The following is a 15,718-nucleotide window of genomic DNA, read 5'->3' on the forward strand; positions in this document are numbered from 1 at the left end:
AATGTTAGCAACGATGCCACAATATCAAGTTATGCAATAGCAGCCTCATCTAATTACAAAACTCTTTTATTACCTCATTCTTAATTTTTTCTAAAGGATAAAGGTTAGGGTATGTCGAATACATGAGCATGATTCCTTGAAGGGTAGATGAAAAATGTAAAGATTTCATCTTGGCATTTGATACGCCAAGCTTTTCAAAGATCTCAGTTTGTACCTCAAATTGCTTCTCATACTCCTTTTGTAATTTCATAGTATATTTTGAAAGTACTTTATCTCCTTTAGCTTGAGTAAGTAAATTTATATAAAACCGAAAAATCATCGGCTGTTCACGAACATTTTCCAAAGAACCTTCAATGATAAATAACAATTGTTCCACAGGCGTCTCCTGTAACACTGCAGTCTCCATAACCTTGATAAGTTCTCCCACTCGCATTACAACCATTGCATCAATTAGATTCTCTTTCCCCTTATAATAATGATAAAGAAGACCTTTAGAAATATCTGCTTGCTTTGCTATTTCGTCAATTGAAGCAGAATGAAAGCCTTTTGATATAAAAAGCTCCATTGCTGCTTGTAAAATTTTTTCACTTGTCATCCGACGGATTTCTTCATTTGTTTCTCTTGTACGTGGCATCCTTACTTAATCCTTTCTGTAAAAACAACATAATTTCATAAGCTATTTCTTTTGGATGAGTTAAGGTTAACATATGATCAGCACCTTTAATCATAAAAAAATGAACTAACTTCACTTTTTTGAAGTGATCAGCGATTCGAGATAGGTCACTCCATTCTTTATCTCCTTGAATAAAGAGCAAAGGTACCTTTATCTCATGTAATCTATCAATAGCATGTGGAACAGGCCAAATAATTTCAAAGTTCTCCCATTCTGAAAATACTTTGGTCATATAGTGGATAGTCATTTCATAGAGAAAATCCTTTTGCTTACTTGACATCGTTACACTGTAATTAGGACCACTTAGGGACAAATTAGCAAGCTTTTTAATATTTGGGGCAGCTGCGTTTACCTGCTCCATCCACTCAGTAAATTCACGTGAATATTGAAATCCTGTTAATGAAGGAGCAATTAACACGAGTTGTTTAACTCTTGATGGAAAGGTAAGCGTAAAATCGGTTGCAATTTGTCCTCCCATTGAATGACCAACAAGAGTAGCTGTATTTATGCCTAGGTGATCCAGTAATTTCCTTAAATCATCTACAAAATTAGATGGTGAAATTGGTGCGGGTGAATTCCCAGCACCCCGCACGTCGAAAATAACGACCTGATTAGTCTGAGATAAATATGGAACAATATACGTCCATTCACGCATGTCTACACCAGGGCTATGAATCATCACAATGGGATCTCCGACACCATGAACTTCATAATTCAAATCCATCTGTCACCCTCCTTGTAAATAAGCCTCAATCAAAATATTTAATACGGAGCTTTTCATTCTAAAGACACTGTTGTTATTAACATTATATTTTTGACTGAATATACAGTCAATAAAAAAGATAAGCTATTTTTCGACAAACTAATACTTTATACGTGCTCAGTTAGGACAACAAGCCGTTTACGAAATGAATTCCTATTGCAAGCAATATTTACTACACATTAATAATTCACATATTATTCAATTTATTACCATTTTTCTTAAGCTATCTCATTTTATAATTACTATATAGACTATTTTTCATTCCATTCATAGTTTTTTTTCAAAAAATGAATAAACACATATTTAATAATGCTCGTTACACCTTGTCTTCAATTACGACAGGAGCTTAAATATTCACACGAAAGAGAGGTGAGTACTTTGGAGCAAGTAGACTACAGTATCCCGCAGTTTTTCTCGGATTACTTGTACAGCTATAATAAAACTACGCGTGATTTTGATCTACGGACAGTCGACTCTAGTGAACTGTATAGTACAAAATTCATTAATAAATATACAAAATTTTCATGCCATGATGAATTTTTTAATAGCTCTCCTTTTGCTAAAAAACCAAGTGTTAACATCAATAATCTAACTGAAGCATTTATAAAAAAGCTTGATAAATTCACACAAGAAAACACGTCCTTTAACTCATTTGAAGACATGCACGATACTGCCGTAAAATATTGGGAAGAACGAATTTATTTGGGTGACTAATTTAAGGTCACCTTTTTATTATTGCACTTCGACTGGAGTGAGAGAAGTATACTTTTCGATAAAAGGTAATTGAAATCCTACTGTTAGAGGTTAAATATCTAGACCACTCACAATGCTAACTGGATTAAGAAATGCTGTTAAGATAACTAGCAGTATGAAAAACAACACTAAGAATGTATATATGATTCTCTTTCTCAAAAAAATATCCTCCACAATAATTATGTTGTTCTATCTATGGTAGCATGAACTTAGCATTGTTAATTCGGATTTTCTGTCGGTACCCCTAACTTAAACACTACTATGCTATGAGTTAAGAGAACTGGGTTATAAAGTTTTACTAAACACAAAGATTATTGAGATCACTAAGGACTAAAATGGAGTCCTTTTTTGTTGCTGTTTAAAAAAGAAAAGGTGTCACGAAAGTTAGTCGTATATTTTCAGCAAGCTCCATACATAGGGCATCTATGGCATAATTGGAATACAATAGCGCGAATATCTAAGGGTGGTCATCTTCATTCTCCATGAGAGGGGGTGAGGCGTATGGCAGTATTTGAATCATTAATGTTTGCTTTAGCATTAGCTAGGCTAATCAAACCGATACTGTCCTTCAACAAAAACGACAAAAAAAGCATAATTAGTAGCTTACTTATTGTACTTTTATTCGTTATACTATTTGCAACATATATAATTTATCAGAATCAATTAAACGGACTTAAATGAGAACAGTCGTATAGGAACGAAAGCACTTGAACAAATTTTAGTATATCAGTGGTCGGCCAATTAGCTATAAAGATTTGAGCCTTTGCCAAGTGTTTATCTATACCTTACTGGCTCTTTTATATATGAAAACTTAGTTACATAAATTGAGATTTTATTATTGACTTCTAGGATAAAACACCTAATAATGTTTAAGTTGGAAAATTTACCTAAACTAAAGGGGATGCATAGTTTGGAAAATCAAAACTCATTTTGGAAAATGATTGTTATTTCTATGTTTGTCGGTTTAGTACTGCAAACCAATCCTACTATCGGTCATTCAGCAAATGACGACTTAAAGGCTAAAGGTTCATTCACTGATGTAACACACGATTATTGGGCAGTCGAAGAAATTGCATATCTAACTTTAGAAGGTATAATTAAAGGCTACAATAATGGGGAATTTGGTCCAAAAGATAATGTTACCAGAGGACAGGCTGCAGTAATGGTTACACGTGCCTTGGAAATAAATACAGAAAATATTACAAATCCGAAATTGCCTGACGTAAAAGAGGACCATAGCGCTTATAGAGAAATTGCTGCTGTAATTGACCAAGGTATTTTTGATATAGTAGACAGTTTTCACCCAAACGAGCCACTTACAAGAGGAGAAATGGCAAAAATTCTAGTTCGAAGCTATGACTTAAAAGGTGACTATGGAGAATACTTTACAGATGTTTCACTAGATAATGAATATTACCCATACATAAACAAATTATTTGCAAATGGAATAACTACTGGATTTCCAAACAAAACATTCAAACCGAATCAACCAATTACAAGAGATCAATTTGCTGTATTTTTTGCTAGAGTATTAGATAGTAAGTTTAAACCATCTTTAATTAACAATAATTTTTTAGAATTAGCGAAGAGTGGGATATTAAACGGATGTAATTATTCGTTAAATGGTTATGTAACGTCAAAAGACATTCTTGGTGACAATGGTAAACCTGAAGAGGAAGGTTATATGTTTGGTCTCAAAAGAAAACTCTTTGGTAATTGTTATTACTATACAGTGGATTATAAAGATGATTCAGACGAATTAATTACTGCAATTGATTATTATACAGATGAAAGCAATTTAACAATACAAGATATTAAGAAGTTTCTTGGTGAACCCCATGATGGTGGTTACGATGAACATAATGGTTTAAGTACCATGATATATAGAGATGAAGCATATTTTCTCACCTTTATGATTAGTGATGAAAGTTCAAAGCCATCAGTTATTTTCTTTACATATAAAATGTCTGAAGAAAAAGCACGCTATCACCTCTTGAATGAGCTAGGGTTGTTAAACAACCCTAACGTATTTGTAAGGCATGAGGCTACACAAGATGAAAGTTCAGATGAATATTATTTTGAAGTCTGCCAAGATGAGCAACAGACTGAAGAAGAGGCTCAATGTGTACCGATAGGGTTTTATTATGTAGATAAATTTATTGGGGATATACGACAGGAACTTACTATCATTCCATAGTATTAGCAGTGCTTACAATTATAAACTATATCTGTGTGATACAGCATGAAGGTGTAGCTACCCTACACCTTTTTCTCACTTCGTTCAATAATTTCTGCCACATTATTCTTAATCTTTCCAGACTCAATTTTTTTACGAATATGTTTAAGAAGTACTCTCTGTTTCTTATTTTCTACAAACTTATCACCTAATTACGTTACTTCATATTATAAATTCCATTATATGTAATTTATTATATTCAATGACTATTCCTTCTGAAACACGTCAATGAAAATCCAAAGTTTTCATGTTTTAGATTAATAAAATGATCCGAAATAAACGTATAAAGTGTTAAGCAAGTAGCCTAATTCATAATTTCATACAAATAAATAATCTAGGAAGTCGAAAATAGCTTTGACTCCCTGTAATAATATGAAGAGCTATACTCTATACTGGCAATAGTAAGATGGTAAGCCTCTCCTAATACAATTTACGCAATGTTTCTAAAATTTCACAGATGACTAGAAATAATATGATCCATTAATAAGTGTATTTTTTCATTAACAGTTAAACTATTCCATACTTTTGGACAAATTTTCATGTTGTCAGCCCCCTTTTATCATGATTTTTACTTTGTGACCAAGCAAATGTACCATTAGTGAGCCTCTTAGTTGTTTTTCAATCAATATATATCCCCATTTTCAAAAATTATGCAAACTAAACCAAACTTTTTTAAGTTTAAGCACCTTAACATTATGGACAACCTAATATTAACCGTTAATTACCTTTTACAGATGATTAGTGAATGACAAAGTAGACAAACAAAGGAGCTCGAAGTATGAAGATTTTAATGATAACCATTGCTGTTGTAGGGATACTTTATTATGCTGGTTTATTAAATGATAAAGGTGAAAAGCTATTTGAGGATTCACGAGAAAAAGTGTTTGAAGTTGCAAAAAACGTTAAGATTGATGATCAACGCATCATTGATATGTCTTTAATGGATATTTATCATTCACTAAGTACAAAATTTAAAGATGGCAACATAGAAAGACATAATGATGGGTCCGTACAAATACAGCTTAACGGAAACGAAGTCATTTATAACAGCACTACAGGAATAGTTGAAATCTTACAAACGGGAGATGAAGAATCTTTACAAGAAATTCTTCATATTTTCGAAAACAATTGAGTTTAAAAAAAGTGAAAAAAGCCTATCGTGTTAGATAGGCTTTTTTTATGCTCGAAAATTTCTTTAGTTTTTGACAGCGTCTTTTAATTCTTTTCCTGGTTTAAATGCCGGTACTTTACTTGCGGCAATTTCAATTTCTTCACCAGTTTGTGGGTTACGCCCCTTACGCGCTGCTCTTTCACGTACTTCAAATGTTCCAAAGCCGAGAAGAGAAACTTTGTCACCATCTTTTAGTGTTTCACTAATCGAGTTGGTTACTGCTTCTAATACTTTGCTTGCGTCCTTTTTGCTAAGTTCTGCTTTTTCAGCTACTGCGTTAATAAATTCTGTTTTATTCATTTTTTTTACCACCTTTCTATGTAACGAACTATATCTTATCAGATTTCCTATCAAAAGGTAAATACTATCCTGCAATAAAAAGAAAATAAAGGCTCTTTTCGTAAATTTTGTTGCTAATGTTACTAAGATCGAACCGCAAGAAATAATTTCAAATGGTAGCCTTCCGTACATATTCAACGCCCTCTCGTTATGTACGATGGAAATACTAAGTGTGAGAAACTACAAACCATATGAAAGGATCTAAAAAAATCAATATTTAACTATACCTCTCCAAAAAACTTCCCACGTATTATTGAGTCTTTTTTCATACTCTTCATAAGAAAAATTTGCTAAGTAAAAGAGCATCCCATCCAACATACAAAGAAAAGAGTTAACAATCTTCTCATCATCAATAAATTGACTGTTGTCTGAATGATTTTTTAGTATAGTATATAGTAATTTCCTTATTTCCTTTTCGCATTCATTATATTTTCGGTTTAGTAGGTCTTTAAACTTATCTGGCGGAACAATACCATACCTTTTAATAAAAAGACCTAAGCTATTATTATTAAAATATTCATTTAGTTCATGTAACAAAAAATACAGCCGTTCTTTCGTAGGAAATTTTGCTGTAACTACCTCTTGCTCTTTAATAAAATCGATATACTCTGACATAACATATTCAATTACACTTATAAATAATTCTTCTTTACCAGAAAAATATGCATAAATTGAGGGTGCTTTAATGTGAATACTAGTCGCTATATCTTTTAAAGATGTCTCTTCATAGCCCTTTGCGGAAAACAAAATTAAAGCTTGATTTAATATTTTTAATTTTGTCTCTTCTCCCTTACTCAATTGACCACCCCGCGATTAAGATACTAGTTTTAGCCCTATAATACTTATGATGATACCACTAACCAGTGCCAGCTTTCTGTAATCTTTAGGATCATTAAACGCAAACATACCAATTAATACACTTCCAGCTGCACCTATTCCTGTCCATATACCATAGCCAATACTAATAGGAATTTCTTTTAATGACATTGAAAGGAATATAAAACTTAAACTCATGAAAAGTACAAAGAACAATGAGGGTTTTAGCCTTGTAAACCCTTCAGATAATTTAAGAAAAGTTACTCCTCCTATTTCCATGAATCCAGCGAGTACTAGTAGAATCCAACTCATATTATGCACTTTCTCCTTTTGCTTGTTCTGGTATTAATTTCAACCCAATAATACAGCTAATTAAGGTTATTAATAAAATGATTTTTAGTACACTAACTGCGTCATTAAAATACAGGATCCCAACGATGGATGTACCAAACGCACCAATTCCAGTAAACACTGCGTATGCTGTTGAAACAGGTAAATATTTAAGTGATTTTGAGAAAGCCCAAAAGCTAAAAATCATAAGTAAAACCGTCGGTATAACGAAAGGGATATTTGTAAAGCCTTCCGAAAATTTCAGACCAAACGCCCACCCTACCTCTGATATACCACCGAGAATAAGATATAACCATGCCATGATTTATATCCTCCTTATTAACATCTTTAAGCATCTCTAGGATAATTAGTGTTTCCTACCTAACAATACTTATATCAATTCCAAAACGTAAGTCTATAAAAATAAAAACATAATCTAACTAACGTTAGTTAGATTTTAGGACAAATCAATTAAATATGCAACTATTTCGTAGTTTTATTAATATGATTAATGTGTGTATCCTCTCTTACTTATAAATAATAAATTTCAACAGATTTTTCTTAAGAAGATCCAAAAAAAACATATTTCAACTCCGTTCTACACTATAACCAATTAACAATTAATAAAATGAAAACTATACAAAGTAAATCATATGCTATGTAACAGATAGCCTTATTGGGGCTATCTTTCGTTAATCGTTCACAACGTGAACGTTGCAGTAACAGGAAAATGGTCAGAAAATCCATCAGAGTTATCTACTGTAGCTGCTGTAACTGATGTCCCAGAAAGAGTAAGAACCCAATCAATCGCTGCTCCACGTTCAGTTGTTGATGGTTTTGGATCACCTTGATTTGCTATATCCCATGTGTCTACTATATTCATTGGATTTGGTGTACCGTCTATCGGAATTTGATCTAACAAATATTCCATAATAGCATTATTTCTTGTTGCATTAAAATCTCCTACAACAATAGCATGACGGTTGTTATTTCCTACTTGATGTTGATTAATTAGGGACACTAATTCAATTGCATGATCCTCTTTACTCGAAGTAGGGCTTACACAATAATGATTATTATAAAAATAAAACTCTTCACCCGAATCAACTTCTCTTAGCAAAAACCAAGTTATATATCGGGTGTTGCCACATTGCGCAGCTTCAACAAAACCAGAGTCTAAAATAGTAAATCGATTACTCCTTATTAATATAGGATTGCCGTAATTAACTGGAATATTAAATCGTATTAAATCATACATGCCAGATAACCCTGCTTCTAAATCTCTTCTTTGTGTTGACATAGCTTCTTGAAGCCCTACTATATCAGGATTAATGTCTAATATTTTATTAATTATACCATCCCTGCGATTTCTCCAAGTTCTCCTATCAGCTAGTATATTGAAGCTCATTGTTAACATATTTTCCCCCCTCTCCTACATAATTGCTATATTATATGTAATAACAGAGAAGATGCTTGTACAGGTAACATGTATTTGATCTTTTTTAAAGGCTGATTTTGTCTAAATAGTTGCTGTTCGTAATAGGTTGTTCTTAAATTAATTGGTGCTATTCGTAATAATAGCAAAACTCGTATGTATCTAACTTTCGGGGCATCTTTTTTTCAATAAAACTATAATCACAGTACATATCAGTTACTCAAATGCAAGTGAAAAAAGCAACAAAGTTTCAGAAAGAGACTTTTCGAATGCACTGACACACTTTTTCTATGCTCTAAATGTAATAACCTATTCATGTTTACTTTTATTACTAATTCAATATCATTCACTATTTCTCAGTTTTTCTATAAATTTACCATTAATGATAAATTATATTCTCATCTTCATTTTTATTTTTGGTAGTCCCGTAGATATATTTTACTTTCTTATTCGTACCCATTTATGATTCAATACCTCAAACTCTCCTTTTTCTTTATGCGCACAATGTTGACAAGAATATGTGTATCACTCTTTAAAATGCCCAATTTTAATAATATTAATGCTTTATTAGGCATTTGCCGTTGAGCAAAGACATATGCCTCATATAGTGTTCTTGAAAGTATTAAATTAGAGGAGTGTTTAAATGTATAATTTTGACCCTCACAGACTTTATTATAGAGATCACCATAACCCACATAATGGTTACAATAACAATTTAAAGCACATGGTATTAGGTACCGTTGAGCCGATCGTTCAATATGGTTTAAAAGAGGCACAACATACTTCATACATTCACGCAATGCGCGAAATCGCAGCCATTGCCTACCTTATGGGAAAGGGCTACGATCAAAAGACTGCATGGCAAACTGTTGAATCTTGGGAAACAAATGAATCATTTTATCCTAGATATCCATGCAAGCACTGTTAAAACAGTGCTTTTTTCCCTATATATTAACTTCGCATCTCCTCTACGACCCAGAAATGCTAGAAGTACATTTATGAAAATAGCTTCCATGAAATTCCTTTGTTGATTATCTCTTTTCCATATATTTTGTAAAATGTTACTGAACTCAGAGCATTGGGTGGATATTTATGTAACTATAATTTCAGCAAACAATTTTAAGATTACTATACTTGTTTCTCTCAAAATTACATAAAGCAAAACTATTCTAAAACTAGTTTTATAGGTAACAGCCTATAGTATCGTTCCTTCAACTAAATAATGAATTTTAAGATTATCTATTTAAACACTACTTCTACAATTTTTCTACAAACAAATAAAAGTAATCACAATACAAAAAAATGTAACCGTTTCCAAAATAACATACCTACCTAGTTGAAATTAGTATTATTAAAATAAATAATGTAAAAAACTAATTTAGGAGGTTTCAAATGAAAAAATTACTAACTTTTTTATTATGCTTACTAATTAGTATCCCAACTCTAACTTCTGCAAGTAGAGCAGAAAGTCAAATTAATGTACAAGCAGCAAACAGCTCTGAATGGAATCTTGTGTGGAGCGACGAATTTAATGGAAATGAGATTGACAGGACAAAATGGACTTATGATTTCGGAAACTATCTTGTTGATGAAAATGGTAATGTAAATACTGACGCACCAGGCTGGGGAAATAATGAAGAGCAATATTATACAGATGCTCCCGGGAATTCATATATTAATAATGGCAATCTAGTTATTGAAGCAAAGCAAGAGCAAATATCTGATGAATATGGTACATATGACTATACATCTGCCAAGCTTAAAACAAAGGGATTATTTGGGCAAAAATATGGAAAATTTGAAGCGAGAATAAAATCCCCAAGAGGTAATGGATTGTGGCCAGCATTTTGGCTTCTTCCAACTGATAATGTCTATGGACCATGGCCTGCTTCTGGTGAAATTGATATAATGGAAGCTTCTGGAGGTAAACCCAATGAAGCTTCAGGTACGATACATTATGGTGGTTTATGGCCAATAAGAGAATACACAGGTAAAGCATATCATTTCCCTGAAGGTGGAGCGATTACAGACTTCCATACTTATTCAGTAGAATGGGAACCTGGAGAAATTCGTTGGTATGTTGACGGAAATTTATATCAAACTTTAAACAACTGGTTTAGCCTTAATTCGGCTGAAGAACTGAATCCATTTCCAGCACCGTTTGACCAAGAATTCTATATCATTCTAAATCTAGCAGTAGGAGGCCAATTTACAGAAAATCCTGATGATCCAACTGCGTTTCCAGGAAAAATGGAAATTGACTATGTGCGCGTATATGAAGCAAATGACGAAAATGGTTGCATTCCAACAGTAGATAGGAACTTTGACTTTTCTTGTGGCTTAAGCGATTGGTCACCATATGTGCATCATGATACAGTAGCTCAAATATTAGCAGAAAATGAAGAAGCTAAAGTTATTATTTCTGAACAAGGTAACGAAGAATGGAGCGTTATATTAGAGAAAAAAGGGTTAAATTTACAACAAGACCAGGATTATCTCGTATCCTTCGATGCAAGATCAACAATTGATAGGGATATGGTCGTTTCTATAGAGAACTCACAATATAATAGATACTTGAGTGAAACAATTAATTTATCAAGCAATATGAATAATTACAGCTTTCAAATGACAATGCCACAGTCTGATGCAGTCAGTCTAAAATTATTAATGGGCAAATATGGCGCAGGTGCACATAATATTGTCATAGATAATGTAGTCATCGAACCCGTAGGAGAAAACCTTTTAAAAAATGGCGACTTTGCTACAAATGATCATTTTTGGACAGCATGGTGGGGAGATCAATGGACGGGTGTTGCAGAAGGAACTAAATCAGTTGTAAATGGTGAATTAGCAATTGAAATGCAAACAGTTGGTAATGTAGCTTATTCTCCACAAGTGTACCAAAACGGTATTGAATTTAACAACGGTAAATTGTATACGGTTACATTTGATGCTAGAAGTGATACACCACGAAAGATGAATGTTAATATCGGTAAAGAACTTACAACAGATCCATGGTTTATACCGTATGCCAATACAGAAATTATTGATTTAACAACCGACATGCAGACATTTACCTACTCTTTCCAAATGACAGAGCAAACATATACTAACGGAAAGATAGTATTTGAACTAGGAAATATCGAGGGGGGAAATGCTGCTACAACAGTTTATATCGATAACGTATCTATCGTACAGCATTAACAACGGTTATGAAATGATTAACAATGTAGAGAAAGGATAACTCGACAGTTATCCTTTCTTTAGCTTAATTTGGCGTTTTCACATAAAATTGCTGCTTTTTAACTACTAGAAATCAAGAATACAATTATTGTTCGTGGTTCTTTTTTTCGGCAAAAACTTCAACAAAATATACTTTCTTTAACGGTTCAAATTTCTTGTATTAACTGTTTACAAAAGGAGCTTTCAACTTATCTAGTAAGATATAGCATATTATGTTGAACAAAATTAGACAATCGCTTCTCCCTTTGCATATATTATTATGACGTCTTTCGAGATTTTTATCTTGGCTATCATTTGTACTTTAAGTTAGCTTAAAACAAAAGAGCATTCATCGATCTAGTATTTACAAAAGCGCCTTCTACACCCCCTTGGGTTTCAACAACAGAAGCCATAAGCACAAGATCTCCTGCTAGGCAAGGTATTGAAATTGTAAAGTTTGGGTTTGTGTTATGCTCTACATCAAACTGGGCTGGCTGCTGTACTCCACTTACTGTGTCTAATAATAACGGAGAAGCCATTGTTAAATTAGCTTCTGCTGATTCAACCATTACTTGATAAGCTAACTCATATTTATATGGAAAACTAGTAAGTTCAACATCATTCTCAAAGCCCGCTACAGCAAAATTCGACTGAAGAAATCCATCAAGCTTCACCTGTCTTCCATATAAATGTTTTGGTATTCTTAACCTTAGCAGCTCTACTCTTGTTCCATCTAATGGTAGTATAGTAGGCTTATCTTCTTGTGTAGAAAGAAATGCGATATCATGGTTTTTAGTCAATTATTCTCCCCCCTATCTATTCTAGAATGTCATAAGTTCTGTGAGAATCTGAGTCCTATTCATTAGACTACAGAATATATTATTCAACTTAAAGCAGCAGTGCTTGGATAAATTTCTTATGCAAGACAGAAATGCTATAAAAAACCAAAAAACCTTCATACTGTTTCAGAGCATTACTAAATGAATTTTAGATTTATACCGTACAATACTACTTAGATTCTTAATTAATTTGTATGATAGTTTCATTAGAGAGAGTAAAAAAGTATTTAGCCTTCTATAAAAGAGACTTGGTTTTTGTGTAACAATCATGTATATAAGTAGTTTAGGAATAATAGCTTAATCTCCATCATTTTCCTATTCTTTTTATGAGCCACTAAAGGACGTTTTCTCCACTCATCTAATTCAAACACCTTATTTGGCAATTCAGCTTGACTTAGATATACACTCTTCTATTAAGCCTATTTAACTTTTTTATCTGAGGTACACTGTTTTACTAATTTCATAATTGATTATGTCCCTGTGATCAGGAATTTCATCTACATAACGATAATGTATCTATTGTAATTCTTCTTCCCTTCTCAATTACGTCGCACAACTATAAGTGAAAAAGAAATAAAACGTTACAAATAGTAACGTTTTATCTACAAAATTAATGCTATATAAGTGCATTAGGGGGAAATTGATTTCTATAATTATTGTATCAAATTTCGCAAAAGTATGATTTTGATCTGAGGAGGGATTTATTGATATTTGATTATATATCCTTTTAAAATGCTACGAATTTTAACATTTTATATAAATATATTTATTTTTATAAAAATCATTGTATTTAACACGTTACCTAGAATATCCATAAAATGGGTATTGATTTCAATACACATTTTATTCGTAAATTACCGCTTTCCAAGTAGGAAATTTAATATTTAAGACATCTTCTTTGTTATTTTAATAGATCAAAGCTTAATCACACAAAATCACATAAACATCCCATAGAATCCACACACAATTTTAGTTTAATATTAATACAGTGTTAATGAACTTTTTCATAACCCACCTCTTTTCTTTTAGGCACACTTACTCTCTAGTGTGTCTTTTTTTTTCGGTTTTGAATTGAACAATCTTCAAGGAATAGTAAAGGCAGATTATGATTTAAATCTCATAGTGCAGAAGTTTTTTCAAAACTAGGTGATTATTTATATGTTGGTTTATCAACAGGTTGTCCTGTTATTTAGTAACCTAAAAAATGATTTCCTATCCCTACTATATAGTTTTATTGTTTTACACTTATTCTGATACGAACAAGCAAAGAGGAGTAATTCAGTTTTTCTAATCCTAATCCTTTAAAAGTTTCTCACTCTCAAATGATATTTACCTCCTATATTACCATTAGGAGTATACACCTTTATTTTATACTCACCTGACCCATATTCATTCAAATCTACAGAATATAATCTTTCCTGTGAGCCAGCAGTTATTGATTCCCCAATTAAACTTCCATCGGGAGCATATACTTTGTACTTATAATTGTAACTATTATGTAAATTATTTAGCCAAAAATTACATTCTGATCCTTCATTTATGTCTAAATTCACGTAATATTCTACAGAGTCATCATTAAGTAATTCTTCAACACTTAGTACAGCATCAGCTATTTTTTCGACAGGTGCTGAAGCATTTCCCGCTTCATTAATATCGTTTTCCAACACATATGGAATTAACAGAATACCCATCATGCACATTGCAGTAACAACACCGATTATTGGGAGTAACCTTATTTTGAATACTTTTCTGTTATTTTTTTTATTAATGTTATACTCTAACTTTTGTCTTAACTCAAATTGTTTTTCTGGATTCCATTGTATGCTTTCATCCAACGTTTTTATATGGTTAAATGAATTTTCTTTAGGAAAATTGCTCATATACATATCCACCTGCTTCTAGTTTCTGTTGAAGTTCCTTTAGCGCTCTAGATAATGTAGTTGTCACTTTACTTTCTTTCCATCCTAAAATTTCACTAGTTTCTTTAATCGATAATTCTTCTATCTTTCTAAGAATAATAACTTCTCGGTATGAAGGTTTCAGCTTTATAAGAGCTTGGTACAATTCTTTAAAATGTTCATTCATAATGATTGTATTCTCTATTGAGGGTGCAACTTCCTTCTCTTTTGAAGATGACCTCATACGCTCAACTACATTTAATTTCTTCCTTGTAAAATAATCAATAGAAATATTATGAGCAATTTGAAATAACCAGGTTTCTACTTTTTCTTGTTTTTTTAACTGATAATATAAATTATCAACTTGCATAAAAGTATCATGAGTTAAGTCTTGTGCAATATGGTAGTCATTAGTAAGTACAAAAATAAATTTAAAGATCCGACCACTATATAGATCATAAAGATGAAGTATATCTTTTGCGATTTTATCTCTCTTCATATTCCCTCCTCCTATATTTATTTCACAAAATATTAACATAAATATTTCAAATATTCATTTGCCTTCTATCAGCATTACAAGACTTTAATATAGATAAACCTTTAAAATACTAATGAAATCAATCAAAACCATTAATATTTTGATATTCACATATAGATCCCTGCTTTATCAATTATTTGTGAAAAAGTGACAACCATCCAACACATATACATTTATGACTAATAATTTATGTATAACAAAGATCAACTGTGATTTGCGAATAAGCTTGAAATGAATTTTTTTGGAGAGGTTTACAGCTAGGTAAAATGTAGAACACCATTATCATAATGTCTCATAAAAAATAGTTGTTATCTTTTTTGAGTAGTTATTAGTTCTGAAATCCATTAACTCACATTCTGAATTTAACTCTTTCAGTATAGTTACAGTTTCAAATTATTAAAGAGATATACAGCAGTTTTTAACCTTCTGTTTACCACTAACCTCCTTAAACATTTCATTTCTCGTTGAAGAAACAATGCGTAAAAATCTATCTTAATGTTAGTACGGAAAATAATTTTCGACGAAGCAAAGTTATAAAACTAGTATTTACAGTTGTTTAAGTTCTAGCAGGTTTGTATAACTATAAATACTATTTGAGAATATAGTTATTATATGAAGAGTAGGGAAATCTAAGCTGTATATTCTTCAAACAGTTTGTTTTGATATGTACATAATAATATTAATGAAAAATTGTTATTTACAACA

Annotated in this window: 15 protein-coding genes; 5 read left to right on the top strand and 10 right to left on the bottom strand. The window is 32.0% G+C overall.

Annotated features, from left to right (window positions below):
* Positions 1-49: 49 nt before the first annotated feature.
* A complete protein-coding gene (locus SLH48_RS05965) occupies positions 50-634 on the bottom strand; it encodes a TetR/AcrR family transcriptional regulator (protein ID WP_320257389.1) in 585 nt (194 codons plus the stop codon).
* Complete coding sequence (locus SLH48_RS05970; RefSeq protein ID WP_320257390.1) at positions 609-1,397, bottom strand: alpha/beta hydrolase; 789 nt, start codon at positions 1,395-1,397, stop codon at positions 609-611. Before SLH48_RS05970 ends, SLH48_RS05965 begins: the two co-directional genes overlap by 26 nt.
* A gap of 417 nt (positions 1,398-1,814) precedes the next feature.
* Here SLH48_RS05970 and SLH48_RS05975 point away from each other — a divergent pair, with 417 nt between their 5' ends.
* The 3 genes from SLH48_RS05975 to SLH48_RS05985 all read left to right on the top strand — a co-directional run bounded on the left by SLH48_RS05975 (position 1,815) and on the right by SLH48_RS05985 (position 5,557).
* Positions 1,815-2,150 carry a hypothetical protein gene (locus SLH48_RS05975; protein ID WP_320257391.1) on the top strand — a complete coding sequence of 112 codons (336 nt, stop codon included), beginning with the start codon at positions 1,815-1,817 and terminating at the stop codon, positions 2,148-2,150.
* Between the two features lie 949 nt (positions 2,151-3,099).
* The gene (locus tag SLH48_RS05980; protein ID WP_320257392.1) at positions 3,100-4,386 is read left to right on the top strand and encodes an S-layer homology domain-containing protein; all 1,287 of its coding nucleotides are present in this window, start codon (positions 3,100-3,102) and stop codon (positions 4,384-4,386) included.
* A gap of 817 nt (positions 4,387-5,203) precedes the next feature.
* On the top strand, positions 5,204-5,557 hold the full coding sequence (locus tag SLH48_RS05985) for a hypothetical protein (RefSeq protein WP_320257393.1): 354 nt from the start codon (positions 5,204-5,206) through the stop codon (positions 5,555-5,557).
* A gap of 63 nt (positions 5,558-5,620) precedes the next feature.
* Here the strand turns inward: SLH48_RS05985 and SLH48_RS05990 are convergent, their stop codons facing one another.
* From SLH48_RS05990 to SLH48_RS06010, 5 genes are all read right to left on the bottom strand, one after another.
* Complete coding sequence (locus SLH48_RS05990) at positions 5,621-5,896, bottom strand: HU family DNA-binding protein (RefSeq protein ID WP_320209665.1); 276 nt, start codon at positions 5,894-5,896, stop codon at positions 5,621-5,623.
* 249 nt (positions 5,897-6,145) lie between these two features.
* The gene (locus tag SLH48_RS05995) at positions 6,146-6,733 is read right to left on the bottom strand and encodes a TetR/AcrR family transcriptional regulator (protein WP_320257394.1); all 588 of its coding nucleotides are present in this window, start codon (positions 6,731-6,733) and stop codon (positions 6,146-6,148) included.
* Positions 6,734-6,748: 15 nt separating this feature from the next.
* Positions 6,749-7,063 (bottom strand): DMT family transporter, encoded by a 315-nt coding sequence (locus SLH48_RS06000; protein WP_214482214.1) that lies wholly within the window; start codon positions 7,061-7,063, stop codon positions 6,749-6,751.
* A 1-nt stretch (position 7,064) separates the two neighbouring features.
* On the bottom strand, positions 7,065-7,403 hold the full coding sequence (locus SLH48_RS06005) for a multidrug efflux SMR transporter (protein ID WP_320257395.1): 339 nt from the start codon (positions 7,401-7,403) through the stop codon (positions 7,065-7,067).
* Between the two features lie 378 nt (positions 7,404-7,781).
* Positions 7,782-8,498, bottom strand: a complete 717-nt coding sequence (locus SLH48_RS06010; protein ID WP_320257396.1) for an endonuclease/exonuclease/phosphatase family protein — start codon at positions 8,496-8,498, stop codon at positions 7,782-7,784.
* 742 nt (positions 8,499-9,240) lie between these two features.
* Here SLH48_RS06010 and SLH48_RS06015 point away from each other — a divergent pair.
* Together SLH48_RS06015 and SLH48_RS06020 are read left to right on the top strand one after the other, a co-directional pair.
* A complete protein-coding gene (locus tag SLH48_RS06015; protein WP_320257581.1) occupies positions 9,241-9,444 on the top strand; it encodes a hypothetical protein in 204 nt (67 codons plus the stop codon).
* A 464-nt stretch (positions 9,445-9,908) separates the two neighbouring features.
* Positions 9,909-11,720: a glycoside hydrolase family 16 protein gene (locus SLH48_RS06020; RefSeq protein WP_320257397.1), complete on the top strand. Its 1,812-nt coding sequence runs from the start codon at positions 9,909-9,911 to the stop codon at positions 11,718-11,720.
* A gap of 350 nt (positions 11,721-12,070) precedes the next feature.
* Here the strand turns inward: SLH48_RS06020 and SLH48_RS06025 are convergent, their stop codons facing one another.
* From SLH48_RS06025 to SLH48_RS06035, 3 genes are all read right to left on the bottom strand, one after another.
* Complete coding sequence (locus tag SLH48_RS06025; protein WP_320257398.1) at positions 12,071-12,538, bottom strand: hypothetical protein; 468 nt, start codon at positions 12,536-12,538, stop codon at positions 12,071-12,073.
* A gap of 1,340 nt (positions 12,539-13,878) precedes the next feature.
* The gene (locus tag SLH48_RS06030; RefSeq protein ID WP_320257399.1) at positions 13,879-14,457 is read right to left on the bottom strand and encodes a hypothetical protein; all 579 of its coding nucleotides are present in this window, start codon (positions 14,455-14,457) and stop codon (positions 13,879-13,881) included.
* Positions 14,441-14,974 (bottom strand): RNA polymerase sigma factor, encoded by a 534-nt coding sequence (locus tag SLH48_RS06035; RefSeq protein WP_320257400.1) that lies wholly within the window; start codon positions 14,972-14,974, stop codon positions 14,441-14,443. Before SLH48_RS06035 ends, SLH48_RS06030 begins: the two co-directional genes overlap by 17 nt.
* Positions 14,975-15,718 lie beyond the last annotated feature (744 nt).

The sequence above is a fragment of the Cytobacillus sp. IB215316 genome (assembly GCF_033963865.1).
Lineage (GTDB): Bacteria > Bacillota > Bacilli > Bacillales > SM2101 > Nanhaiella > Nanhaiella sioensis.